General features: G+C 62.8%; 20 protein-coding genes. 10 read left to right on the top strand and 10 right to left on the bottom strand.

The window, feature by feature from the left end; all coding sequences use genetic code 11:
• Positions 1-27 precede the first annotated feature (27 nt).
• Positions 28-462, bottom strand: a complete 435-nt coding sequence (locus tag BMX94_RS04435; RefSeq protein ID WP_091004090.1) for an arginine repressor — start codon at positions 460-462, stop codon at positions 28-30.
• Between the two features lie 375 nt (positions 463-837).
• On the opposite strand from BMX94_RS04435, the gene BMX94_RS04430 reads away from it, so the two are divergent.
• Positions 838-1,881, top strand: coding sequence for a hypothetical protein (locus tag BMX94_RS04430; protein ID WP_091004087.1), 1,044 nt, complete (start codon positions 838-840; stop codon positions 1,879-1,881).
• Positions 1,882-1,903: 22 nt separating this feature from the next.
• Here BMX94_RS04430 and BMX94_RS04425 read toward each other — a convergent pair whose 3' ends face one another.
• From BMX94_RS04425 to BMX94_RS10735, 3 genes are all read right to left on the bottom strand, one after another.
• Positions 1,904-2,824 (bottom strand): proline iminopeptidase-family hydrolase, encoded by a 921-nt coding sequence (locus tag BMX94_RS04425; protein ID WP_091004085.1) that lies wholly within the window; start codon positions 2,822-2,824, stop codon positions 1,904-1,906.
• A gap of 43 nt (positions 2,825-2,867) precedes the next feature.
• Positions 2,868-3,842 (bottom strand): undecaprenyl-diphosphate phosphatase, encoded by a 975-nt coding sequence (locus tag BMX94_RS04420; RefSeq protein WP_091004082.1) that lies wholly within the window; start codon positions 3,840-3,842, stop codon positions 2,868-2,870.
• 181 nt (positions 3,843-4,023) lie between these two features.
• The gene (locus BMX94_RS10735) at positions 4,024-4,158 is read right to left on the bottom strand and encodes a hypothetical protein (RefSeq protein ID WP_286160017.1); all 135 of its coding nucleotides are present in this window, start codon (positions 4,156-4,158) and stop codon (positions 4,024-4,026) included.
• Between the two features lie 260 nt (positions 4,159-4,418).
• Here BMX94_RS10735 and yihA point away from each other — a divergent pair, with 260 nt between their 5' ends.
• The 4 genes from yihA (at position 4,419) to BMX94_RS04400 (ending at position 8,001) form a co-directional block, all read left to right on the top strand.
• Positions 4,419-5,003 carry a ribosome biogenesis GTP-binding protein YihA/YsxC gene (gene yihA / locus BMX94_RS04415; RefSeq protein ID WP_091004079.1) on the top strand — a complete coding sequence of 195 codons (585 nt, stop codon included), beginning with the start codon at positions 4,419-4,421 and terminating at the stop codon, positions 5,001-5,003.
• A 58-nt stretch (positions 5,004-5,061) separates the two neighbouring features.
• Complete coding sequence (locus tag BMX94_RS04410) at positions 5,062-5,412, top strand: hypothetical protein (RefSeq protein ID WP_091004077.1); 351 nt, start codon at positions 5,062-5,064, stop codon at positions 5,410-5,412.
• A gap of 79 nt (positions 5,413-5,491) precedes the next feature.
• On the top strand, positions 5,492-7,612 hold the full coding sequence (locus BMX94_RS04405) for a HelD family protein (RefSeq protein WP_091004075.1): 2,121 nt from the start codon (positions 5,492-5,494) through the stop codon (positions 7,610-7,612).
• A 146-nt stretch (positions 7,613-7,758) separates the two neighbouring features.
• On the top strand, positions 7,759-8,001 hold the full coding sequence (locus tag BMX94_RS04400; RefSeq protein WP_091004073.1) for a TM1266 family iron-only hydrogenase system putative regulator: 243 nt from the start codon (positions 7,759-7,761) through the stop codon (positions 7,999-8,001).
• Positions 8,002-8,040: 39 nt separating this feature from the next.
• Here BMX94_RS04400 and BMX94_RS04395 read toward each other — a convergent pair whose 3' ends face one another.
• Together BMX94_RS04395 and BMX94_RS04390 are read right to left on the bottom strand one after the other, a co-directional pair.
• Entirely contained in the window at positions 8,041-9,480 is a 1,440-nt protein-coding gene (locus BMX94_RS04395) for an ATP-binding cassette domain-containing protein (RefSeq protein WP_091004070.1), read from the bottom strand.
• Between the two features lie 12 nt (positions 9,481-9,492).
• Positions 9,493-10,587: an ABC transporter substrate-binding protein gene (locus tag BMX94_RS04390; RefSeq protein WP_091004068.1), complete on the bottom strand. Its 1,095-nt coding sequence runs from the start codon at positions 10,585-10,587 to the stop codon at positions 9,493-9,495.
• A gap of 291 nt (positions 10,588-10,878) precedes the next feature.
• Here BMX94_RS04390 and BMX94_RS04385 point away from each other — a divergent pair, with 291 nt between their 5' ends.
• Entirely contained in the window at positions 10,879-11,391 is a 513-nt protein-coding gene (locus BMX94_RS04385) for a YbhB/YbcL family Raf kinase inhibitor-like protein (RefSeq protein WP_091004065.1), read from the top strand.
• A gap of 100 nt (positions 11,392-11,491) precedes the next feature.
• Positions 11,492-13,282, top strand: a complete 1,791-nt coding sequence (gene pepF / locus BMX94_RS04380; RefSeq protein ID WP_091004063.1) for an oligoendopeptidase F — start codon at positions 11,492-11,494, stop codon at positions 13,280-13,282.
• Positions 13,283-13,374: 92 nt separating this feature from the next.
• On the opposite strand, the gene BMX94_RS04375 is transcribed toward pepF, so the two are convergent.
• Positions 13,375-13,752, bottom strand: coding sequence for a type II toxin-antitoxin system VapC family toxin (locus tag BMX94_RS04375; RefSeq protein WP_091004061.1), 378 nt, complete (start codon positions 13,750-13,752; stop codon positions 13,375-13,377).
• Positions 13,727-14,020 carry a type II toxin-antitoxin system Phd/YefM family antitoxin gene (locus BMX94_RS04370; RefSeq protein ID WP_091004059.1) on the bottom strand — a complete coding sequence of 98 codons (294 nt, stop codon included), beginning with the start codon at positions 14,018-14,020 and terminating at the stop codon, positions 13,727-13,729. Before BMX94_RS04370 ends, BMX94_RS04375 begins: the two co-directional genes overlap by 26 nt.
• Before the next feature lie 359 nt (positions 14,021-14,379).
• On the opposite strand from BMX94_RS04370, the gene BMX94_RS04365 reads away from it, so the two are divergent.
• Both BMX94_RS04365 and BMX94_RS04360 read left to right on the top strand, forming a co-directional pair.
• Positions 14,380-15,312 carry a substrate-binding periplasmic protein gene (locus BMX94_RS04365; RefSeq protein ID WP_177171322.1) on the top strand — a complete coding sequence of 311 codons (933 nt, stop codon included), beginning with the start codon at positions 14,380-14,382 and terminating at the stop codon, positions 15,310-15,312.
• Positions 15,313-15,324: 12 nt separating this feature from the next.
• Positions 15,325-15,975, top strand: a complete 651-nt coding sequence (locus BMX94_RS04360; protein WP_091004055.1) for an amino acid ABC transporter permease — start codon at positions 15,325-15,327, stop codon at positions 15,973-15,975.
• A gap of 124 nt (positions 15,976-16,099) precedes the next feature.
• On the opposite strand, the gene BMX94_RS04355 is transcribed toward BMX94_RS04360, so the two are convergent.
• Positions 16,100-16,993, bottom strand: coding sequence for an SPFH domain-containing protein (locus BMX94_RS04355; protein WP_091004053.1), 894 nt, complete (start codon positions 16,991-16,993; stop codon positions 16,100-16,102).
• A gap of 142 nt (positions 16,994-17,135) precedes the next feature.
• On the opposite strand from BMX94_RS04355, the gene BMX94_RS04350 reads away from it, so the two are divergent.
• Positions 17,136-18,185, top strand: coding sequence for a threonine aldolase family protein (locus BMX94_RS04350; protein WP_091004050.1), 1,050 nt, complete (start codon positions 17,136-17,138; stop codon positions 18,183-18,185).
• A gap of 82 nt (positions 18,186-18,267) precedes the next feature.
• On the opposite strand, the gene BMX94_RS04345 is transcribed toward BMX94_RS04350, so the two are convergent.
• Complete coding sequence (locus tag BMX94_RS04345; RefSeq protein ID WP_091004046.1) at positions 18,268-22,977, bottom strand: sensor domain-containing diguanylate cyclase; 4,710 nt, start codon at positions 22,975-22,977, stop codon at positions 18,268-18,270.
• Between the last annotated feature and the right edge of the window lie 676 nt (positions 22,978-23,653).

Genomic DNA, 23,653 nt, shown 5'->3' with positions numbered 1-23,653 from the left:
ATGGCACGGCAGCAATTGACACAATGCCTACTTGGAGCTGCCGAGCTTCTTCACGAGCGCCTGAAGGTCGGCCGCGTGCTGGCCGTCGATGGCAACCACGAGCACCGTGTCGTTGCCAGCAACCGAACCCAGCGCGTGCGAGAGCGCCGCCCCATCGATTGCCGCGGCAACGCCCGACGCCGTGCCAGGCTGGCACTTGATCACCACGAGGTTCTCGGCGCGGAGCACATCCACCACAAACTCTGAGAGCATCCGCTGCAGGTGCAGGTCCTCGGAGAGCACGTAGATGCCCTCGGGAAGCTTGCGCAGACCCATCTCGGTGATGTCTCTCGAGACCGTTGCCTGCGTGCACGAGAAACCCTCTGCCTGGAGCTCCTCCACAAGCGCTCGCTGAGTGCGAATGGACTTGTCGCGAATGATTTGCCTGATGGCTTCTTGCCTGTCGTTTCTCTGCTTAGCCACGTGATGCCTCTCAACTAACGGTCCGAGCCTGTTGGTCCACCCCATACAAGGGTGAATACTTCTATCGGATTATACGTATCAAAAATGAACAATACCCATATTCGTTCCCAGGGTCACGCAAGCACCATACCAACAGCTCAGCTAGGGTCTCATCTGCTTGGCGGACAATGCGGCGCCGCTTGAGGCAGCGTTTCATAGCACTGGCGCCGCTCGGAGGAGTCGCCCGCATGCAAAACGCAACACTGTCTTATAGTGCATATGTGATGTGCGGGGCAGAGATTCGCGAGGCGACTGGCCCACGCGTCATTCGAAATGTTGCATCGACTTTTTGGCGCGCACGCGCATCCCGGCGCGCGCACCACGCAGGGAGGCTTCATGGAGTACTCCGACGGCAGGCCCCAGAGATCTCAGCGCCGCGCGGGTGGTTCGCGCGGGGGTCGCGGCGGTTCCTCTCGCCCGCGCCAGCAGAGGCCGCTTGGAACGGGCTCGCGCAGTCGTGGCAGACGCCAGGGCTATGAGCTGCGAAGCCGCAGCATTGGCTTTGCGAGCGCAGGACGCGGGAGGCGCACGGGCAGCCTTGACACGCGCATGGTCGCCGCGTTGGTGTTGGGCATTGTCGCCGTGGTGCTTCTCGTCTTTGCCATCTCGAGCTGCGTGGCGGGCAACGCCGCCCAGGAGGAGCAACGGGTGGAGGAGAAGCCCCGCGTTGCCACGGGTATCTCGGACGACCTCTCGCAGGCGCTTACTGCGCGACTCGACCAGGACGATCAGATGGCCCAGATTGCGAGCAATGCCGACCAGTACTCCGACGAGCGCCTGGTTGAGCTGGCGCTCAACGAGCCCGACGCCATCTCGCTTGTCGCCGGCTACCTGGAGTCCGACAAGACGGCGCAGGCCTACGGCGAGGAGGGGGCGGTTGGCAGCTACCCGCAGCTCTATGACTGGGACTCCCGCTGGGGTGCGGTGGACTACGCAGGCAGCGCGCTTGCGGTGACGGGGTCTGGTCCCACGGTGATGTCCATGGCAACGATTGGCCTTACCGGTTCGACCGACAACACGCCCGCGACCATTGCAACGCTTGCCGAGAAGGACGGGCTCGCCACCGGTGACTCAAGCTTGAGCGGCGACTTCTTCACAAACGAATCCAACGCGCTTGGCGTGGTCTATCACACGTACGACACCTCGGCCGACAACATCTCGGCGGTGGTCACGTCGGGAACCGTGGTTGCGATGGAGGTCAAGGCCGATAGCCTCACCCCCTACGAGCACTGGATTCTTGTGGTCGAGAAGGGCTCCGACGGCACCTTCACCGTGCACGACCCCACCTCAAGCGACGTGACCTCCCGGAGTTGGGATGCCGACACACTCGCCAACGCGTCGACGGGCAAGTTCTACGCGCTCACGAAGATGGCGTCGTAGCCGGCACGGCGGCGGAGCCGCCCTACTCGTGCTCCTCGAGGAAGCGCTCGACCGCCGCGTTATAGCGATCAGGCTGCTCGCCGTGCACCCAGTGCGTGCCATCGGCGAAGAGCTCCCAACGGGCACCGGGAATGCCGTCAGCCACCTGCTTTGCCACAAGCGGTGTGCACTCGTCAGCCGCACCCGAGGTCACGAGCGTAGGAACGTCAATCTTGGGCAGCTGGTCCACCACGCTCCAGTGCGAGAGAGCGCCCGTGACGACAAACTCGCTCATCCCCTGCATGAAGTGGTAGCACTCGTCTCCAACCGGATCCGGCTCGGGACTGTGGAGATGCGCGGGCCTCTCGTCCTCCGGCACCTTGGAGACGTGGCGTCGGTAATACTCGGCCGTCGCCGCACGGACCTCGGGACGACTGTAGTCACCGTCGACGTCGGCCTGCGCCAGGGCCTCGTCCATCTCTTGCGGCAGGTAGTGGCGAAGCCGGATGGCCTCGTGAAGCCACAGGTCCATGCTCGCGGGCGAGCTGGCAACCACCATGGAGGCCAGGCCGTCGTGTCCGTGACTATGCCAGGGCTCGCCGATGGCGTACATCATGGCCAGCATGCCGCCCCAGCTCTGGCCCAGGATGTGCAGACGATCCCAGCCAAAGGTCGTCGCAAGATACGCCCGCACGCAGGCAAGCTCGTCGAGAAAGAGAGAGCATCCCCACAGATCCGGCAGGGGCGGCGTCTTGGAGCGGCCGCAGGAGATCTGGTCGTAGTAGACAACGGCGCGACCGTACTTCTCGGCAATGCCATCGAGAGACTGCAGGTAGTAGTGGGCGGCACCGGGTCCGCCGTGCAGGACGAGCAGGGGCAGCTTACCAGGCTGGCACTCCCCCGCCACTCGGTAGTAGGTCTGGTATCCCGCAAACGGAATGTAGCCCTCGCGCTCGCGCACCATGATGCGACGCTCCTCTCGGCAGCCCGTTCTTCTCGCCGTGCCCCTAGGCCGCGACCAGCGCAAAGTACGCAATGACGGCGATGCCCAGCACGATGCGGTACCAACCGAAGGGCTTGAAGTCGTGCTTCTTCACGAAGCCCATAAGGAAGCGGATGGCCGCCAGGGAGACGACAAACGCCACGGCGCAGCCCGTAAGCAGGATTGCCGCCTCGGGGCCGGAGAAGGTGTTGCCCTTGAGGAAGTACTTCACCAGGCGCAGGCCAGAGGCACCCACCATCACGGGAATGGCCAGGTAGAACGTGAACTGCGCGACCACGGTGCGCGAGCAGCCAAGGATGAGGCCGCCGATGATGGTGGAGCCGGAGCGCGAGGTGCCGGGGACGATGGAGAGCACCTGGAAGAGGCCGATGCCCAGGGCGGTCTTCCAGTCGAGGTCACCAATGTCCTGGATGCAGGCCTCGGAATCTGCAAGCTGCGAGACCGCGAGCTCCTGCTGCGGCTGCGGCGCGGCCGAGCCGGAGAAGTGACGCGGACGATAGGAACCAGACGTGCCGACCGCTGCGGTAGAGCCTGCTGCTGGGGCGGCGAGGCGCTGGGCACGGCGCTCGCGGAGGGTCTCGATAATGATAAAGGCAATGCCGTAGACGATAAGCGCCGCGGCAATCACAAAGGGGCTGCCCAGGTGGTCCTCGATCCAATCGTCAAGCGGGAGGCCAATCACGGCGGCGGGAATGCACGCGACGATGGTCTTGCCCCAGAGCGTCCACGTGAAGCGGCGCTCTTTGGCCGACTTGGAGCCCGAGAACGGGTTGAGCTCGTGGAAGAAGGCGACAAGCACGGCAATGATGGCGCCGAGCTGGATTACCACGAGGAACATGTCCCAGAAGTCCTTCGAGACGCTGAGCGGCATGACCTGCTCGAGAAGGAGCATGTGCCCCGTCGACGAGATGGGCAGCCACTCGGTGATGCCCTCGACCACGCCATAGACCGCTGCCTTGAGAAGCTCGAGAAGATCCACGTTTCCCCCTTCTTGCGCCAGCCGCCGACGGCGGGTGCGCGCGCCTGTTAACGTGTCAATGATGAAGGGGCCGCGCGGAACGGGTCACGCGGACGCCGTGCATTCAGCGAAAAACTAGAGACAGGGCTGGCGCGCAGCTGGCGACGGGGCGGCGCGCAGGAGACGGGGGCGGCGCTTCGACCTATCTCACACCGAGCAGCGCAGGAACTCCCCAGGCGAGAAAGCCGGCGAGCAGCGCGATCGCTGCCGCGATGAGGAGCGTGACGAGAAGAGAGCGCTTGGGTGGCTCGCCAGGTTTTTGGTCCTTCTCGTCCACGCTGTCGCACCTCCCTGCCCGCTTTGCACTACGGCGACATTCTACCGGTCCTGCTGATGGTTATGCCCGTCGCTGTTGAGAACAAATTGGACGGAATCTTCGGTTTGCCGGCCGCAGAATGTCGAAATCCTTCTCAACAGTGCATGACGGATGAGGGCCGGAACGCGGTGACGCACCGGAGCGCGGGACCGCGCCGCGAGGGGCCGCAGCCTCGCTTCGGGTAAAATCGTCACCCAAAGGCATCGCGAAAAGAGGAAACCATGGCGCTCAACCTGCAGAACGCTCGCTACATCGCTTCATACGGAACCGTCGACGGGCTCCCCGCCCCCACCACACCCGAGGTGGCGTTTGTCGGCCGCTCCAACGTGGGCAAGTCATCGCTTCTCAACAAGCTGCTGGGCCGCAAGGCGCTGGCAAAGGTCTCGTCGCAGCCAGGCAAGACGGCAAACGTGAACTTCTTCGAGGCAGACGGCATTAGCTTTGTGGACCTGCCTGGCTACGGCTTCGCGCGCGTCTCGATGGCCGAGCGCCAGCGCTGGGCAAACCTCATCTCTGGCTACTTTGCGCAGGAACGCAGCTTCAACCTGGTCATCGCCCTTGTCGACGTGCGCCTGGAGGCGCAGAAGCTCGACCAGGATATGCTGGCGTTCCTCCGCGAGAACGAGCTTCCCTTTGTGGTCGCGCTCACCAAGGCAGACAAGCTCAGCCGACCCAAGCAGGCGCGTCAGGTTGAACTTCTCTCGCGCCAGCTCGACGTGCCGCGCGAGCAGATGCTGCTCACCTCCGCGCAGACCGGCCTGGGCATCGACGAGCTGCGCCGCCGCATCGAGAAGGCCTGCGACTAGGCGGCGCGCTGCGAGGCACACGCATCGAGAACATCAAGGTCGCAACGAGGAGACACACATGTCCGCACGTAGGCGCGAGCCCGAGAGGCTCGAGGAGTTTGTCTTTGAGAACACCACGATGGTCCTTGCCGCCGGTCTCGAGATGACAAAGCACTCCGTCACCTCGGCACCCGGCGAGTTTGTGCGCGAGAAGGGCCCGCTGGGCATTGGCGCCACCTGGCGTTGCCAGGTTTTTGGCGAGCTGGTAGGGCGCATCAACGCCCGGGAGATGGGTGCGCTTTCGCTTGGCGCGGGCCTCGACCCCAAGGCGCTCCCCGACCGCATTCCCTGCACCGTGACGTACTCGAACGCCGGGGGCTTCCCATCCTGCACCGTGCGGCTCGCGGGAGACGGAGACACGACAGAGTAGCCCCGCGGTCCTGCTCGCCCGCGCCCGTCTCGCGCTACAATAGTCCGTCACGCTTTCGTGCCGGGCACGGGGAGGACGCATGGCAGACGAGACGCACGACAAGACGTTCCGTGAGGAGCAGGACCACCTGAGCGCGATATACACCCAGCTCTGCGGCCTGCGCGACACCCTCACGGAGGAGATCGAGACCAGCCACAGGGGCGCGGCGGCGGACCTCCGCGAGATGAGCGAGGAGATTCGTCCCGACTTTGGCGGCTCCGACGAGACCATGGAGACGCTGGCCGCCATCGAGACGCTCAACTCGGTCATCGATACGTACAACCAGTACCACGACTTCACCGTCGAGAAGCTCCAGCGCGTGCTCCTGCTGCTGCGCCAGCCCTACTTCGCCAAGGTCACGCTGGAGATGCGTCCCGGCCGTCCGCCGCGCGACGTCTACATTGGCGCCGCAGGCATGACCGACGAGCACAAGCGCCCGCTCATCGTGGACTGGCGCAGCCCCGTGGCCGAGACCTACTACAACCAGGAGATGGGTCCCACATCCTACCAGGTAGACGGCCGCACGCGCACCGTCAACCTGCTGCTGCGCCGCCAGTTTGACATCACGCGCGACACGCTCAACTCGTACTTCGACACCACCGTGGCCATCGAGGACTCGCTGCTTCTGGGTGCGCTCAAGAAGCACCACTCCGAGAAGCTCGCGGCCATCACCGCCACCATCCAGCGCGAGCAGAACGCAGTCATCCGCCACGAGGACGTCCCGGTGCTGCTCGTGAGCGGCATCGCCGGCTCGGGCAAGACCTCGGTGCTGCTGCAGCGCGTGGCGTACCTCTTCTATCAGGAGCGCAAGACCCTCTCGGCAGACCAGGTCTTTCTCTTCACGCCCAACGACGTCTTTCGCCACTACATCGACACCGTGCTGCCCAGCATGGGCGAGAAGAACCCGCGCATCTTCACGTGGCGCGGGTTTCTCGCCAGCCTTGGACTTTCCGAGCGCGGCGACGGGCGCGACGGAGACCCGGAGGAGCTCGCCCACCTTGAGGAGGGCGTGCGCACGATGACACTTGAGCCCGACGACCTGCGCGAGGTCCGCTGCGGCGAACGCGTGATGCTCAAGGCATCCTCGGTGGCGGGTGCCGTGGCCAAGTTCTCGCAGATTCCCGTGGGCCCGCGCCTTACCGCCCTGGTGAAGGACGAGCTGCACGACCGCCTTGACCGCAAGCTTGCGGCGCTCTCCAAGAGCGAGGAGGTCTGGGAGGAGATGCTGGGCCTCGACGTGGAAGAGCAGGTCGAGGTCTTTGGCCAGACGATAAGCCCCGCCGACGACGAAGAGTGCGCCGCCTACGCGCTCACGTACGTGCGCCATCTCTTTGCCGGCGCGCACGACGAGATCGAGCGCGGCAACTGGCTGCGCATTGACCGTATTGGCATGCGCGTGCTGGGCAAGAGCGCGCTCACGGCGGCAGAGTGGGTCTACCTCAAGCTGCTGGTGATGGGCGGCGGCGAGAAGTCCGCGCGCTACGTGATGGTGGACGAGGTGCAGGACTACACCGTGACGCAGCTCATGGTGCTTGCGCGCTACTTCCCGCGTGCGCACTTCATGCTGCTTGGCGACGAGCACCAGGCCATCCGCGAGGGCACGGCGAGCTTCGACCAGGTGCGACAGATCTTCTCGGCGACGCATGGCGAGGTCGAGACCTGCGAGCTTCTCACCAGCTACCGCTCGAGCCCCGAGATCACAGAGCTGTTCACGAGCCTCTTGCCGCTTGACGAGCGCGCGCGTCTCACCTCGGTGCAACGGGCTGGCACGCCACCGCGCGTTGTGGAGGTGGCGGACGGCGACCCGGGACGTTACGTGGCTGAGCTGGCGCGCATTGCCGAGAAGGCCACGGACGAGGAGGGCCTCACCGCCATCGTTGCCGCCGACGCCGCACGCGCCAACTGGCTTGCGAAGCAGCTGGGCGATTGCGTGCGCCTTGTGAGCCGCGACACCCTCATGCCGGCGAGTGGCGTGGTGGTCATGGACCTGCGGCTGGCGAAGGGCCTCGAGTTCGACCACGTGGTGGTGCCCGACGCGCAGGCAGGGGTCTACCCGGACACGCCGATCTCGCGGCGGCGGCTCTACACCGCCATCAGCCGCGCGATGCACGAGGTCACGATCGTCTCGCAGGGCGAGCTGACGCCGCTTCTCGCGCGGTAGGGCGCGGTGCGCGCCGGAAGGCTCGGCGGCGCAGCGAGGGTTTCGTACGCAGTTGCTGCGGGAACGCCCTTGTGGCGCCGTTTTGGCGCCACAAGGGCGTATTCTGTCGCTTGAAGCCGAGGAACCGCAGGTCACGGGAGGCAGTCATGGAGACGCGCGTCGCAGTGCTGGGAATCATCGTCGAGGACACGGAATCGGTCGCGCGCCTCAACGAGGTGCTGCACGAGAATGCCAGTATCATCATCGGCCGCATGGGCATCCCCTACCCCAAGCGCCACATGAACGTAATTTCCGTCGCCGTCGACGCGCCGCAGGACACCATCGCGGCACTGGCCGGCCGCATCGGCGCCATCCCCGGCGTCAGCGTGCGAGCGGCCTACTCGAAGTAGGCACGTCTCGGCAAGAGTCCTAGAATATTCTCGCAAGAATTATTCTTCCGAGAATTCTTTCCGATCCTTCTCGTCTGCGTTGCCCAACCGTGCCGGCTGCGCATCGAGAAGCTCGGCGTCACCGGGGGCGTGAGAGGCAACGAGCAGCGTGCGGCCACAAAGGTGGCGCACCACAAAGGCAGCCGCCACCTTGTGCGAGTCGGCGTCGAGCGAGGCAAAGGGCTCGTCGAGAACAACCGCCGCGCTAGGATGCGCGAGCGCCCGCGCCAGCTCCACACGGCGGCGTTGCCCGCCGGAGAGCTCCGCAATCGGCCTGCCCAGAGCATCCTCGGGAAGAAGCTCCGCCAGGAGCGCATGCGCCTCCCCCGCAGAACGGGTGCCCGCCGAGCAGAGCAGCACGTTCTGCTCCGCAGTCATTGCCTCGACCAGGCGCGGGTCCTGGAACTGCACCGAGAGCTCACCCCAAGTCGGCGCCTCCACGAGTCCGGCGAGCGGGGCGAGAAGCCCGCAGACCACCTTGACCAGCGTGGACTTTCCCGCGCCGGATGGGTCGGCGAGCACCGTGCGCGAGCCCGGTGCAAGCGCGAGGCTGCAGGTAGCAACCGGCACGCCGTCGTAGCCCAGGGTCACGTCCTCAAGCGAGATGCCTATCGGGGCAGGCGAGGCTTGTCGGCGCTGCGGCGCCGCAGCTCGCGGTACGCTTGCCGCAATCGCCCAGCCACCAGTGGAACGCAGGAGTGCCAGAAAGGCCTTCTCGCACGCCCACGAAAGCGCCACCACCACGATGGTCCACGCAAAAAGGTCGCCGGTCTCGAGCAGGAGCTTTGCCTGGTAGACGCGCTCCCCCATCGAGCCGCGCGGACTTCCTATAAGCTCGGCGGCAACACCTGCCTTCCACGCCATGCCGCAGGCGTTCCTGCACGTGGCCACCAGGTACGAGAGTAGCTGCTGCCAGGTGTCTGCCAGGAAGCGCCGCCAGCCGGGGACGCCCATCACGCGGAGCAGCTCTCCCAGTCCGGGGTCTGCCGCCATGCATCCCTCAAGCACGCTGAAGTAAATGGCGGGAAATACGGCGAGAAAGACAGCGATGGCCGAGACCCGCACCGACCCCACCCACATGAGCAAAAGCACAATCACGCAGACGATGGGCACGCTCTTAAGGAAGCTCACTGCCGGGGCGAGAAGCTCCGCCAGCGCGTGCCAGCGGTGAGCGAGAAGGCCAAGCACCAGACCAAGCAGGAAGGCCACAGCGAATCCGGCGGCTATTCTCGCAAGCGAGAAGCCAACTGCGGACCAGAAACCTGCCGTGGGAACGAGTTGTGCCAGGCGCACAAGCACCGTCACTGGGCCGGCAAGCAGAAGATCGGAGCCAACGGCCATGCTTGCGAGCTGCCACACGAGGAGCCAGAAGGCAACGGCGCCCGCGCGGCGCAGAACGTCGCGCGGAGCCACGGCAGGCTTGTTACTCTCGGCTGCCATGCTGGCTGAGGCCTAGGCCTCGTAGTAGAAGTCGTCGCCGGGGAGCGCACCGCCCACCGAGGAGGCGTCGGCATCATAGAGGACCTGCAGATAACCGGAGAGCGCGGAGCGCATGTCCTCGCCCGTAGTGCACACGATGTTGCACTTGGGAATGGCCTTCTCGGCGATGGCCTCGCTAGCCACGATACCAGCCTTCGCCACGAGTGGCGCCGCAGCGGCGGGATCGCCGTTCACGGTGTCGACGGACTCGGCGTGGCGCGAGAGGAAGTCCGCAATGGCTGCGGGATGCTCGTCCACAAACTCGGAGCGAGCAATGGTCGCTCCCATCACGAACTGGCTACCCGAGCCGCCGGCGTAGCGGTCCCAGACGTCGGTAAGGCTCACGGGCGCAGAGAGCGAGGAGTCCTTGGCCAGCGTTGCCGTGGTGAAGGGCTCGGGCAGGATGGCGACGGCGGTAGGGTCTGCCTGGATGGCGGCCGCACACTCGCTGTGCTCGCTCTTGAACTCGATGGTCACCTGATCCCTGATCCCGGCCTGGTCAAGCAAGTAGTTGAGCGTGTACTCGGGGGTGGCTCCCTGACCGGAGAGGTAGACGATGTGGCCGGCGAGATCCTCGAACTGCTCGACGAAGGCGTCCCCGGTGACCACGGAGAGCACGCCCAGCGTGTTGACGTCGATCACGCGGATGCCGCCCTGGGTCTTGTTGTAGAGGACCGAGGCCACGTTGGAGGGCACGAGGGCAATGTCCGCCTCGCCCTGGATGACCAGCGGTAGGACCTGGTCGGCCGCACCGGAGATCGTGTAGGAGTAGGTGATGCCCGTGGAGCCTTCGGCGGGCTCGGTGGGGGCATCCTCGGTGGGGACGCCGGAGGTGGTATCCATCATCGAGACCAGGCCAATGGTGGTGGGGCCCTTGAGGGATGCCACGCGGACGGTCACGTCCTCGGAGGCGGTGGAGGCTTCCGACGAGGACGAGGCATCGCTGGAAGAGGGCGCATCCGTGGACTCTGTTTGACCGGTGCCGCAGGCAGCGAGCGCAAGCCCGGCGGTGATGGAGCCGAGTGCGGCAAGCGCCTGGCGACGGGTGATGTTGGTGCTCTTGAGCATGGATTTCTCCTCACATGTTGTCGGCGTCACTGGATGGGCGCCTCTCGTCTGTGGTGTGGCCGCACGCGCGGCCGAGCGCGGAACCTTTCGTCCGGCCGAAAGTTGGCCTCGCGTCAGGCGAGGTAATTCTAGCATGCAGGACCGCCCGCCCGTCGGAGCCCGGGGCGGGGCGGCAGCAGCCCGGCTGGTGGTAGCGGTAGCACGAAGGGGCGCGCCCGATGACCGAAGAAGCTTGGCGCCGAATACAATACTGACGAGAGGCACGTGGCATCCCAACCTCAGGAGGCAACCATGGACGTGCATGTGAAGCTCGACGAGAACGGCTACATCCCCGACGCCTACGCGAAGTTTGCCGACCCAGCCGGCCTGTATGCCGGCACGCCAACGCGATCGTTCCCCCTCGAGGTCACGGGCGTACCCACGGGCGCTGCAACGCTGGCCGTGGTCTTCTACGACGTCGACTCCATCCCCGTGTGCGGCTTCCCCTGGATTCACTGGTGCGCCTGCGACATTCCCGCAAGCGCAACCGAGTTCCCTGAGGATGCCTCCAATCGGCGCTTTGGCGGAATGATCCAAGGCAAAAACTCGTCGGCGTCGCGCCTGGTAGGCAGTCGCGATCCGCTCCTCACCTGCCGCTACAACGGACCTCAGCCGCCCGACCGTGACCACACCTACACGTTGCGCGTGTATGCGCTGGACAATGCTCCGCAGCTCAGGGAGGGATTCTGGCTCAACGAGCTGCTCCACGCCATGGAGGGCCACGTCCTTGCCGAGGCCGTGGCGCAGCTTCCCGCCCGCGCGTAGCCAAACCATCCGGCGACCATACCGCCCTGCGTCTCGCCCGCCGCGCGCCCCAGCGTGTACCATGGGAAAGTCTGAAAGAACTCCACCCTAAGGAGCACGTATGCAATACCAGTCGCGCGACCAGATTCCCGAGAAGTACCGTTGGGACCTCTCGTCCATGTGCGTGGACGACAAGGACTTCGAGCGTCAGTTCGAGGACGCCAAGGCCCTCCCCGGCAAGCTCGCGGCCTACAAGGGGCGTGTGAGCGCCTCGGCGGCAGACCTTCTCGCCTACCTTCGCCTCTCGGACGAGGCAAACGTCACCCTCAGTCGCCTGGGCAACTACGCCGACCGCTGCGCCGACGTCGACACCCGTGTGGCACGCTACCAAGTCTACTCCGACCAGGTCATGGGCCTGGAGGTGGAGACGCAGGGAGCATGCTCGTGGTTCTCGGCAGAGCTTCTTGGCATGGCGGACGAGAAGCTTGCCGCCTTCTTTGCCGAGGAGCCAGACCTCGAGCACTACCGCCGCGCGATCGAGCGCGAGCTGCGCATGCGCCCGCACCGCCTCTCGGCGGCAGAGGAGGACATCCTCGCACGCGCCGGTGACGCAGCCGCCCAGCCCGAGCGCGTGTTCTCGCAGCTCAACGATGCCGACCTCACCTTTGCGGACGCCACGGACGCAAAGGGCGAGAAGCACCCCGTGAGCCACGGCAGCTTCATCGGCCTCGAGCGCAATCACGACCGTGTGCTGCGCAAGTCCGCCTTCGACTCGGTCTACGCGAGCTACGGCGCGCACCGCAACACCTGCGCCGGGCTTCTCGCCGCCCAGGTCAAGCAGCTCAAGTTCTTTGCGGACTCGCGACGCTACAAGGACGCCCTCGAGTACTGTCTCGATGCCAACGAGGTTCCCGCCTCGGTCTACGACAACCTCGTGGACGCGGTGCACAAGAACCTCGGCGCGCTCCACAACTACGCAAGCCTGCGCAAGGACGTCCTGGGCGTGGACGAGCTGCACTTCTGGGACATGTACGTGCCCCTCGTCGACTCCGTGGACCTCACCTTCACCTACGAGGAGGCCTGGAACCTCATCCTCAAGGCGCTCGAGCCGCTTGGCGAGGACTACCTGGCCATCGTGCGTCAGGGCCTCGAGGAGCGCTGGATCGACGTGTACGAGACCCCCGGCAAGCGCTCCGGCGCCTACTCCGCAGGTTCCTACGGCACCAACCCCGTAATCCTCACGAGCTTTGACGGGAGCCTCGACGACGTCTTCACGCTCGCGCACGAGATGGGCCACTCCGTGCACACATACCTCTCGTGCCATACGCAATCACCTACCTACAGCGACTATCCCATCTTCGTGGCCGAGGTTGCCTCCACCTGCAACGAGGCACTGCTCTCGCACTACCTGCTCGAGCACACCACGGACCCTGCCACCCACGCCTACGTGCTCAACAACTTTGTGGAGTCCTTCCGCGCGACGCTCTACCGCCAGTGCATGTTCGCCGAGTTCGAGCGCGACGTGAACGAGATGAACGCTGATGGCCGTGGTGTCACGGCTGACGCCCTCTGCGAGCGCTGGGGCGAGCTCAACGCGCAGTACTTTGGCGACGCGGTGACCGTGGATGACGGGATACGCCTGGAGTGGGCACGCATCCCGCACTTCTACTACGGCTATTACGTCTACCAGTACGCGACGAGCTACGCTGCCGCCATCGCCATCTCGAACCGCATCCTTGCCGAGGGTGCGCCTGCGGTGAAGGACTACCTGGGCTGCCTCAAGGGCGGCTCGAGCAAGCCTCCCATCGAGCTCCTGCGAGGCGCCGGCGTGGACATGGCCACAAGCAAGCCGGTCGAAGACGCGCTGACGTACTTCTCCCAGCTTGTTGACCAGCTTCGAGACGAACTCTAGGGCAAGCACAGCGCATCACGGCGAGGACCCTCGCCATTGCGTCACCCCAGGCGGCGTCCGGCTTTGGCCGGGCGCCGTTTTTGTGCACGCAGCTATCCGACCGTTGCAAGCAGGCAGAGAAGCTTCCTGTCGAAGGTCAGGACGTCTCTGCCCAACTCGGAATGCTCAGCCGCAAGCACGCAGTCGACGAAGTCATAAGTGCTACCCGACCAGAGCCCCAGCGCTGCCAGGGCTATGCCTCGTCGCTGGCACGCAACGTCATCGAGAAGAAGGCCGAGGCTCTCGGCCACACGTGACCTGGGCACTTCATACACGTACGAGAGCACGTAGACGCATTCTGCAAGCACTTCCAGCGTGACCTCCGCTCCCGATGCAACCGCCCGACAAACCTCCTCGGTTTGCTCGTCATTGTCTTCGAGCAAGTAGCGAAGGGCTGCATTCGCATCAAGAAGCACGGGTTTCTCCGACATGCTTCACTTCCATAGCCTCTGCAAAGGCGCCGCACTCCTGTATACGTTTTTCTGGACTGGCAAATTCCTTGAGCGAGCCCCTAGCGCGCTCGGACCCTGAGACAGCATGCGGATAGGGAACCACCAGTGCCGCCGGCCTCCCGTAGCGCTCGATGACACATATCTCCCCAGCAGACTCTGCCCCAACGACAATCCCGCTAAGCCCAGCCTTGGCCTCGGCAAGACCAACGTGACGAGCTCCCTCAAGACTGATCTCTATGTACGCCATAGACTTCTCCTCCCTCGCCGCACATAGAGCGTCTCATATGACCAACATGTTGGTCAGTTCCCTATCGGCAAACGGCCGAATATTGAGGGCGAACGTTTGTTCGCAATTTCGTCTGAAATCTGTGCGACAATACCGCTAGCGAGACGAGCCGCCGTCTTCCAGCCCATCCGCCGCTGCGGCATATCAGAACTGGGCCCCAAGGCCCGTTACCGGAACGCTTCGACGGCAAACAGCCGAGCACCGTAAGCTTCACTTGGCTCCACACGGCCGCGAAAGCTACCAGTATGTATCCTACCTAACAACTAGGATTTTAGTGGGATACAATGGCTGGCACTACAGTCGGAAATGGGGGGATAGTTATGAGCACCGACTTCTCTGGCTCTATGGATCGCAGATCTTTTCTCGGCGTGATGGCAGCAGGAGCAGCCCTTGCGCCGCTGGCTCTTGCGGGATGTGGCGGCACGCAGCAGGGCGATGGCACGAGTAGTGCCACGGACACGTCAGCCACAAGTGGTTCCGCGACAAATGACCTCTCTGGCCAGCACCTCACCTTCGTGGGCGACGATGCCTTTGCGCCGTACCGCTACATCGAGATGCAGTCAGACGGCACCCAGAAGGTCGTTGGCCTGGATATCGCCGTAGCAGACGAGATAGCCAGCCGCCTTGGCTTCACCTACGACTTCGAGCCGCAGGAGTTTGCCGCAACGCTTGCCTCCGTCCAGGCAAGCGACACGTCCTTCACGATGGCCATGTCTTCGAACGCGGAGCGCGAGCAGACCTATGACTTCACCCGCGGCTACTACCAGCCGCTCGTTGGCGTGCTCACGCTGGGCGGCGACCCCATCACAAGCATCGACGGCCTGGCAGGCAAGAGCATTGCCTGCACCACGGGCACGGTACAGAACAAGTTTGTTGCTGCTGTCCTGCCCGACGCCGACATCCACACCTACGACGGCGGCGATCAGTGCCTGCAAGAGGTTCTCGCCGGCCGCATCGACGCCTACGTGTGCGACGGCGCCGAGGGCCAGTCCATGCGCGACGCCAACGACGGCCTGGTGCTAGGCCTTCTCGACCGAAACGAGACCAAGGACTACGTGGGCGTCTACCGCGTCATGGCCACGAAGGGCGCAGCGTTCATGGCCGCCTTCGACCAATGCGTCGGCGAGATGCTCGAGGACGGAACCATCGACCAGTTCATTGGCACCTACGTTGGCCCCGACTTCGAATGGGGCGGTGACTTCTCGGCATCTGGCTCTGCAACCGAGGGTGTGGGTTCATCCAGCGCCAACTAGCGAAAGAGTGGCATGAACTTCTCGGTCATCGAACCATATGCTCCCATGTTCCTGAGCGGCCTCGCCGTCACCCTAGAGGTGACGGCAGCCGCCCTGGTATTGGCCTTTGCGCTGGGCTTCCTTATCGCCGTGCTCAAGGTGCTGCCGTGCAAGCCGCTCCGGGCGGTGCTTGACTTCTACACGTCTATCTTCCGTGGGATTCCCCTCATCGTGCTGCTCTTCATTGCGTACTTCGCGACGCCGCAGCTCACGGGGTACAAGATCTCGATGTTTGCTGCCTCGGTATTCACGCTGGGGCTCAATGGGTCGGCCACCGTCTCCGAGACCGTGCGTGGGGGCATCGAGGGGGTGGACCGCGGCCAATACGACGCCGCACGAGCCTTGGGCCTCCCCTATCACCTCATGATGTGGGAGATCATCATTCCGCAGGCGCTGCGTTCGGTAGCCCCCGCTCTGGTCAACGAGGTCATTACGGTACTCAAGAGCTCTTCGCTCGTGGCGACCATCGGCCTTATGGACATGATGCGTGCGGCACAGAGCGTGCAGGCTCTTACGTACCGAGCGTTTGAGCCGTTCATCGCCGTCGCCGTCATCTATTACGTAATCGTGATGGCACTTGTCGCCGTGAGCAAACGCCTGGAGCGCCGATTGAGGCAGGGCTAAGGTTCCGAAGCCGCCAGGCAGCGGCGGGGAACCCCGGCGGCACCCGGCTGCGCCCAAGCCCGCCGCCCGAGTCCTCCGCCCGCCGCAACGCCCGCTGCGACGCCCGCTGCCAGCGGCCTTCTGCCTACTTCTCCCCGGCCTTCTTACCAGCGACGATGCTCTTGAAGACGCCGCTTTGGTCGAAGTCCTCGGGCAGCAGCACCGTAGTAGCCTTACCACTTGCGGCATAGTTGTTCATCATGTCCGTCCACTGCGTGAACTCGAAGAGGCGGTTGGCCTCCTCCTCGGTCACGCCGGACTCGCGGATGGTGTCGATGGAGTCCTTGATGCCCCGCGCGATGGCAACGCGCTGGTCGGCGATGCCCTTGCCCTCGGCTGCCATTGCCTCGGCTTTGGCCTGCGCCGCAATGACGGTCTTTGCCTTAGCGGCGTTGGCGTCGTTGGTCGCGCTCTCGAGGTTGTTCTTCGAGGCGATGATGTGGTTCATCGACTCCTGAACCTCCTTGGGGAGCTTAATTCGCGTGATGAGGGTGGTCACCAGCACGTAGCCGTAGTCGAGCATCTTGGCGGCAACGACCTCGTCGATCGCGTGGGCAATGGCGTCCTTCTCGGAGAAGACCTCGTCAAGCGTGCGCGCGGGGATCTGCGAGCGCAGCGCGTCGGCCAGGTAGTCCTGCATCTGCCCCACGGGATCTTGCAGCGTATAGAAGCTGCGATAGACGCCCGAATCCGCGCCCTTCTCGACGTCGCCGTAATCCACATGGTACTGGATAGAGACGTCCAGCTCGATAGTCACGTTATCCGAGGTCTTGGCATCAAAGGTCATGTGCTCGTCCTCGGTCATGAGACTTACGTCGCGCGTGACGTCAATAAAGGGAAACTTCACGTGAAAGCCCGGTCCGGCAAACCCGTGGAACTTGCCCAGGCGCTCGATAACGGCGACGTGCTGCTGGCGCACGACGTAGCCCGTCGAGAGCACGAGAACCGCAATGATGACGATAAGTACGATCATGGCCATGAGGAGCTCCTTTGCTTGTCGCCTGTATTAGGTAACCTCAATAGAGCATATCAGGGTCAGGTCCCAACGCGGTACCGCAGCACTGTATTGGACTTGACACACCACCCCATGGGTCCGGTTGACCTTGCAGGAAGGAATTACGATGCACACCGAGAAGAGACTGCCGTTTGCATCCGACTATCAGCAGGGCGCGCACCCGCGCGTCCTCGAGCGCCTGGTCGCCGCGAACATGGAGGCCAACGCCGGATATGGGATGGACGCCCACAGCGAGCACGCACGCAAGCTCATCCGCGATGCCTGCAGTGCGCCGCAGGCGGAGGTCCACTTCCTGGTTGGAGGCACGCAGGCGAATGCCGTCACGATTGATGCGCTCCTCGCGCCGTGGCAAGGCGTCGTCGCGGCGAGCTCGGGCCACGTGAGCGTCCACGAGGCGGGGGCAATTGAGGCCTGCGGGCACAAGGTCATCCAACTGCCCGAGAGAGACGGCAAGCTGGGAGCCGCCAACGTGGATGCCCTGGCAAAGTCGTGGGAGCAGGACGAGAACCGCGAGCACATGGTCATGCCGGGGCTGGTGTACATCTCCCAGCCAACCGAATACGGCACGCTCTACTCGCTGCGCGAGCTTAGCGCGTTGCGGACAACGTGCGACAAGCACGACATGCGGCTCTACGTTGACGGTGCGCGGCTGGCGTACGCTCTTGCAGCGCCGGCAAACGACGTGGCTCTTGCCGACCTGGCCCGCCTTGCCGACGCCTTCTACGTTGGCGGCACCAAATGCGGGGCACTTCTCGGCGAGGCGGTGGTCTTTCCCAGGCCGGAGACGTGCCCCCACTTCTTCACGCTTGTTAAGCGACGCGGAGCTCTTCTCGCCAAGGGAATGATTACGGGCATTCAGTTTGAGACGCTCTTCTCCGATGGCCTCTACCAGCAGATTGGCCAGAGGGCAATTGTGCAGGCTGGGCGAATCGCGCGAGCATTCGATGACCCCGGTTGCGAGCTTATGTATCCGCAGCAGACCAACCAGGTGTTTGTCGCGCTGGACGAGAAGCAGTACGTGCACCTTTCGGAGCGCGTCGAGATGAGCTTCTGGGAACGCTTGGCCGACGGCAGAACGGTGGTGCGGCTGGCAACGAGCTGGGCGAGCTCCGACGAGGACGTTGACGCGTTCGTGGCGCTTGCCCGCGGGATTTAGTTCCCTGGCAATGGGATTCCATTGCCAGGGAACTCGATTGCATGCCCGCCGCGGGATTGAGTTGCCCGGGAACTCAATCCCGCTAGCGATCCCCGCGCCTCCTGCGGAAGCTGTGCCCCTTGTCCTGGTACATGTTGAAGTCTGCCTTCGTAAGCAGCGCATCGAAGTCCGTGAGCTTCCCCCGAATGCACGAATATCCAATTGCCATGCTGATGCCGTTGTTCACCGCGCTCTTTCGCATGTGCTGAATCAGCAGCCGAATATCTCGCTCCTCAAGGTCCTCAGTCACAACGACATATTCGTCTCCACCGGTCCGGAAAACGCAGTCCTCACCAGCGCACTCCTCGAGGACGCGCGCGGTCTCGCGAATCAGCACGTCGCCAGCATGGTGGCCCTGCGTGTCATTCGTGTTCTTCAATCCGTTAAGGTCGATTGAAATCACGCCCAGCACGCCATCGCCCTGCCACTCCCGAATCCGGCGCTCCAGCGCACGTCTGTTGCCGGCACCGGTGAGCTGGTCAATCATGCTCTGCTTCTCCAGCTCGTGCAGGCTGTTTCTGTTACGAACCATCACCGCGATGAAGTCGGTGAGCGTTGAGTACAAGATGCTGCCCGTCTGGAAGCTCTCTTCCGATGGGTTGATGACCAGCGTAAAGCCCTCTCGCTGGTTCTGGAGCAGCAGCTGTCCCGAGATGAAGCCATGCACCCCATGGATGCGAAGCGAAAAGTTTGGGTGCTCCTTCTGGAACGCTTCCATGTCACTAACCATGACCAGCCTATTCGAGGAAAATCCCTCATACAGGGCCGTCAGACCCGTCCTCGGAATGCTCTGGAGCTCGTCCTTCAGCGCGACCACGCCCGGAGCCCTCCATTCGTAGGTCGCGCTGACCGTATTGTCGTCTCGCTCCTCGAATATAAGGAACCGCTCCGGTTGCATGTTCTCGGCTATGCACGCAATCGTCTGCTCAATTCCCTTTTCCGGATCTGCCTCCATCATGCCGCGGGATATCGCCTCGTTTGCGCGCATCTCCTGGTAGAAAAGACCACGATCCTTTGCGAGCGTATCCAGATACTCGTTCAGGTTGAAGGCGATGGTAACTTTGAGCGACCGCCTCTCCCACGACGTGAGGAACGAGCGGACAATCAAGCTTTCTCCGGTCTTGTGGCTCATGTGGGACGTACAGAATGCACGGTCCATCCGCAGCATCATGTTCGGGCAGTCCCTGCATGGGGCATCGAAGCCTTCCAGCACTCTGTAGCAGAAGCGACCCTTGAGGCTGTCGTCCTGGCTAATCCCAACATCCCTCCGCGCAGCTTGGTTCATATAGACGAGCTCATACGTCTTAGGATCGCTGATGACAACGCGTTCCGGCATGCCATCCAGCACCTCTCGCCTCACGAACAGGCGATCGTCCGTATAGGGCTTGTCTCCATATACCTCCTTCTCCGCGCTGCTCAGCCTTCTTGTCAGAAGCTGGAACATCTCGTCAAGGCTTCTCACCTCCGAGCTATACGCCACCGCGTGCGCGAGCGTGGGGACCGTCCGGACTCCAAGACGTCTCCACAGCTGCGGAAGGATTTCCGAGACCTCCCCTAGCCGCTCCTCGATCTTTCCGGCGTTGTCCCTCTGGCAGAAGCAGAGAAAGCAGCAAAGCCCAATTCGCGCAACGGCCCACCCAGGAGTCAAGGCCTTCCGAAGCGTTGTCGATAGCTCTGTCAATATAGCCTTCGCATTCTCGGCACTGTCACGCATCACCTCCGCAAAGGCGGGAACGTCCATGAGAAGGCCGACGTACTCAAGCCTCCTCAGGCGATACTGGTCTGCATACAGCAGGCCGGCCTCGATTGAACCCCGGAAGCTGAGAAACCCTGTCTCGGGATCGACAAGGCCCAGACGAGATTCCTCGTCATCACCTTCCGGTCCAGGGGCACTAATCATGCCCAGCGTTCCCGCAATTTCCTTTTCCTGGTACCAGGGCGAGCGAGAAATGCGGACTTCCTGGAGCCTGCCGTTCATCAACGTCAGCTCCCGTGCCTCGGTGTCATATTTCCCGTCACTCGGCTGTCCATCTCCAGAGTGGCTCATCTTCGGCAGGTCAAAGTTGCCTCCGAGTTCCTCCTCGGTCTTCCCCAGAAACGGCGATGCGTCGCGGAACCCCCCGCCCTTGAGGAAGCCCTTGCTTACCCCAAGGATTCGACCTTCCTTGTCTTCCCAGAAGAACGGGTATGGAGAGTCATTGCAGAGCGAGCGGAAGAGACTACTCTCTTCCAGGGTCTCCGGCCGCACGGCACCGGCTCCAAAGACTCCGAAAGAACGGCAGAACACGGGAAGGAGGGTGTCTCTATCATCCTTCCCTTCCCAGATGTCATCCCGCTCGCAGAGAAGGACGTTCTTAGTGGCGCTCTTGTACATCGCGAGTGCCTCGAACACCGTCCACCGATAGGTGCCGTCTGCCTTTCGAATACGCACGAGCTCGGCCCGTATAGAGCCTCTTCCGGCCTCGACACTCGACCCCACGTCCTCGGAGCCGATAAATGCCCGAAAGCGTGCCCTGTCATCCGGATATACCAGGTTCGCGGTGAAGTACTCGATGAACGCCTGGACGGCTTGGGGAACCTTCCGCTGGTTCACCTCCGAATGGCTAGACCTCAGGACCTTAACCTCACCCTTGCCGCGGTCGAGAAGATAGAAGCCCTCGTAAAGCTGAAAGATATTGCGCAGCGTATTGTCAAGCGTCTTCGCCTGTTGAATTGCCGAGTCGTTGCTGATGTTGTAGAGGTGCGCCTCGCCGACCCAGTCTTTCTCGTCCCCAGCAATCCAATGGACGCTCACCCGAATGTACTGGCCATTATCCGCATATGTCAGGGTCTCCCATGCCCTCGACCTTGACGCGTCAGTCAAAAGCTGCTGGAACCTGCCACGGAACGGGTATCCCTCCGCCCCGAGGTTAGCATTTGCCTCGGCCATATCCTGCGTTCCAGTGGTTCTCAGCTCCCTCTTGTAGGCGTCATTCTCAAGGAGAAGCGTGATGTTCTTCCCGTCAAATCTGAAGATAGCCGTGGGGGCATCAGAGGCAACGTTGATGTCCTCCGCGGCATCCATCATGTGGGCTTCCTCTGGCGTTTCCAGCTGAAAGCCCTTGCTGTGCATGAGGGAAAGCGTGCCCTCGTACATCATCGGGCGTCCGTAGTAGTACCCCTGGATGCGCCCGCAGCCAATTTTCTTCAGGAAGGAGACCTGCTCCTGCGTCTCTACCCCCTCGGCCAGCGTCTGCACGCCGAGCATCCTGGCCATTGTCACCACCGAGGTGATGATTTGCCGGCTCCTATCGTCAAAGTGACTGAAGAAGCCCATGTCAATCTTAATCACGTCGAAGTTATAGTTATGAAGCGAGTTCAGCGACGAGTATTCGCTCCCGAAGTCATCCATCCACACCTGGTAGCCAGCGTGCTGGAACTCGTGGACCATCTTCGACATGGTCAGATGGTTCCGAATCATGACCCTCTCTGTAATCTCGAAGCACAGCACAGTCCTTGGAATCCGGTAGCGCTGTACCGTCTTCTCGATCGAGTCAAGCGGGCCTGCCCCATCGAAGTCATACGCCGAGAGGTTCACGGAGACGGGAACCAGAGGCAGGCCGTTGTCCATACGATCTCGAATCAGCCGCGCAACCTGTTCCAGGACGTACCGATCGAGACGGCTGATGAGCTGGGCCTCTTCGAGCACTGGAATGAAAACGTTCGGGTAGACCAAGCCGAGTGCGGGGTCTTCCCAGCGCACCAGAGCCTCGAACCCGCTCAGCTTCCCCGTCAGCGTGCGAATCACCGGCTGGTAGTACACCTTGAGGTAGTGCTTCTCCAGTGCTTCGCTGAAATGGCGCAGGACATAGGCCTTGTTGGCGATGGTCTCCCCCATTGAGGGGTGATAGACGGCAATACTCCGATTGCTATCCGACTTGATGCTGTCGCATGCCATCTTCGCAAAGTCAAAGCCATGACGCAGGTCATCCAGCGTATCTTCCTCCGACGGCCGGTATATGCCAACCTTGAGCTGGATTCCATCGTCATCAATAAAGCGGCTCACCTCATTGGTGACCTGCTCGAGCTTCGGCTCAATGCCTGCCGATGGCAGGAGCGCCACGAAGTGGTCGGCGGTGAGGTGGCCGACTAATGTCCCCGGGAAGTATTCGGTGATGACATCGGCGATTCTCTTCAGGCACTCATCTCCCCGATGCATACCGTACAGTCGGTTGTATTCCGCGAAGTTGGTGAGGTCAAAGCAGACCGGGTACAAGGCGCGCACCCTCGGTTGCGCCAGCCGGTCTTGCGCCTGATGCAGGGCCTCCCGAAAGAAGTCGTGCATGCCCAGCACGCCCGTGATGTCTTTCCCCCTCAGGTCGCTGGAGACCTGCTCGGCCGAGAAGATCGTGAGAACGTAGGCCCGCCCGAGGGGGGTGTCCCTGAGCGTGCCCGAGCCCTGCACCTTTCGGAAGTGTCCCGCCTTTGTCCGATAGTGGAACGCGATGGGGAAGTGCTCGGAGTTCTCGGCGGAAATCTCCGCGAGAGGCGTGTAGTCCTCCGCCTCCATCATGTTCTGATAACTTGAGGAGCAAACATGCAGGAAGTCCTGCACGCTCTCACACCCGTAGAGAGACGCCACCTCCTTGTTGGCGAAGGCGATTCGCTCGGTTCCGTCGGCAAGAACGAAGCAGACCCCTCCATCGAGCAGGTCATAGCACTGCCTGAGCTGCGCCTGGATGTGGTCCTTTTGAGACCCCAGGGTATTAGCCATCTCTCAACCACGCCCTTACCGTTTTGCCATTCCAACCAAATCAGAAACGCGAAACCATACTAGGTCTTCTCCATTTCAGCTTCATTGCTATCGATGGGGGTATGGACACGCTGCGGGGTCATCGCCGCGGGGTTCGCGGGACTGAGTTGCCGGGCAGAAAAGTTGCATGAAAGGGTAGTGCGCGCGTTTCTCGGGAAAAACGCACGCGAAAACGATGGGTGTCAGCGACTTCCTGGGAAAACGCCGCCGAGAAGTGCCAGGGATTGTTTTCGTGTGCGCTTTTGCCACCGCGGGATTGAGTTGCCCGGCAACTCAATCCCGCAACGCAAGCACTATTCGCATGCGCAGCGGGAGACGGCTGCACAGGTGCTTCGAGATTGGGATGAACCCCAACGCCGACAATTATTAGTACTCGCTCGCACGTACCGCACCGGGACCGATGACTGGTGCGAGGACGGATTACGGATAAGCACGAGGCCAAACTGTACCGGAAGGCCACGCGGGACACGCCTAGCCTCACGCTTGCCGAGTACGTCGACTCGTGGCGGTAGGCACGCATCGCCTCCCCGGATGTTAAACCCGCCACCTGCAATATGTACAGGCAGGCACGGCTCCTCGCAGCTCTAGGGTTTGACAAGACCCTCTCAACCACTACTTCCCGTTGACGACGGTGGGT

Source organism: Olsenella sp. KH3B4 (assembly GCA_900111695.1).
Classification (GTDB): Bacteria; Actinomycetota; Coriobacteriia; order Coriobacteriales; family Atopobiaceae; genus Tractidigestivibacter.
Note: the sequence above shows the minus strand (reverse complement) of the source record. Positions and strands in the feature narration are given on the sequence as shown.

What these genes read in the sequence shown, in the direction of transcription:
- BMX94_RS04360 (WP_091004055.1), top strand. Translation starts at nt 15,325, where the DNA reads ATGAACTTCTCGGTCATCGAACCATATGCTCCCATGTTCCTGAGCGGC.
- BMX94_RS04425 (WP_091004085.1), bottom strand. Translation starts at nt 2,824, where the DNA reads ATGGTGCGCGAGCGCGAGGGCTACATTCCGTTTGCGGGATACCAGACC.
- BMX94_RS04385 (WP_091004065.1), top strand. Translation starts at nt 10,879, where the DNA reads ATGGACGTGCATGTGAAGCTCGACGAGAACGGCTACATCCCCGACGCC.
- BMX94_RS04410 (WP_091004077.1), top strand. Translation starts at nt 5,062, where the DNA reads ATGTCCGCACGTAGGCGCGAGCCCGAGAGGCTCGAGGAGTTTGTCTTT.
- yihA (WP_091004079.1), top strand. Translation starts at nt 4,419, where the DNA reads ATGGCGCTCAACCTGCAGAACGCTCGCTACATCGCTTCATACGGAACC.
- BMX94_RS04345 (WP_091004046.1), bottom strand. Translation starts at nt 22,977, where the DNA reads ATGGCTAATACCCTGGGGTCTCAAAAGGACCACATCCAGGCGCAGCTC.
- BMX94_RS04430 (WP_091004087.1), top strand. Translation starts at nt 838, where the DNA reads ATGGAGTACTCCGACGGCAGGCCCCAGAGATCTCAGCGCCGCGCGGGT.
- BMX94_RS04370 (WP_091004059.1), bottom strand. Translation starts at nt 14,020, where the DNA reads ATGGCGTACATAGAGATCAGTCTTGAGGGAGCTCGTCACGTTGGTCTT.
- BMX94_RS04355 (WP_091004053.1), bottom strand. Translation starts at nt 16,993, where the DNA reads ATGGCCATGATCGTACTTATCGTCATCATTGCGGTTCTCGTGCTCTCG.
- pepF (WP_091004063.1), top strand. Translation starts at nt 11,492, where the DNA reads ATGCAATACCAGTCGCGCGACCAGATTCCCGAGAAGTACCGTTGGGAC.
- BMX94_RS04400 (WP_091004073.1), top strand. Translation starts at nt 7,759, where the DNA reads ATGGAGACGCGCGTCGCAGTGCTGGGAATCATCGTCGAGGACACGGAA.
- BMX94_RS04405 (WP_091004075.1), top strand. Translation starts at nt 5,492, where the DNA reads ATGGCAGACGAGACGCACGACAAGACGTTCCGTGAGGAGCAGGACCAC.
- BMX94_RS04375 (WP_091004061.1), bottom strand. Translation starts at nt 13,752, where the DNA reads ATGTCGGAGAAACCCGTGCTTCTTGATGCGAATGCAGCCCTTCGCTAC.
- BMX94_RS04395 (WP_091004070.1), bottom strand. Translation starts at nt 9,480, where the DNA reads ATGGCAGCCGAGAGTAACAAGCCTGCCGTGGCTCCGCGCGACGTTCTG.
- BMX94_RS04350 (WP_091004050.1), top strand. Translation starts at nt 17,136, where the DNA reads ATGCACACCGAGAAGAGACTGCCGTTTGCATCCGACTATCAGCAGGGC.
- BMX94_RS04365 (WP_177171322.1), top strand. Translation starts at nt 14,380, where the DNA reads ATGAGCACCGACTTCTCTGGCTCTATGGATCGCAGATCTTTTCTCGGC.
- BMX94_RS04390 (WP_091004068.1), bottom strand. Translation starts at nt 10,587, where the DNA reads ATGCTCAAGAGCACCAACATCACCCGTCGCCAGGCGCTTGCCGCACTC.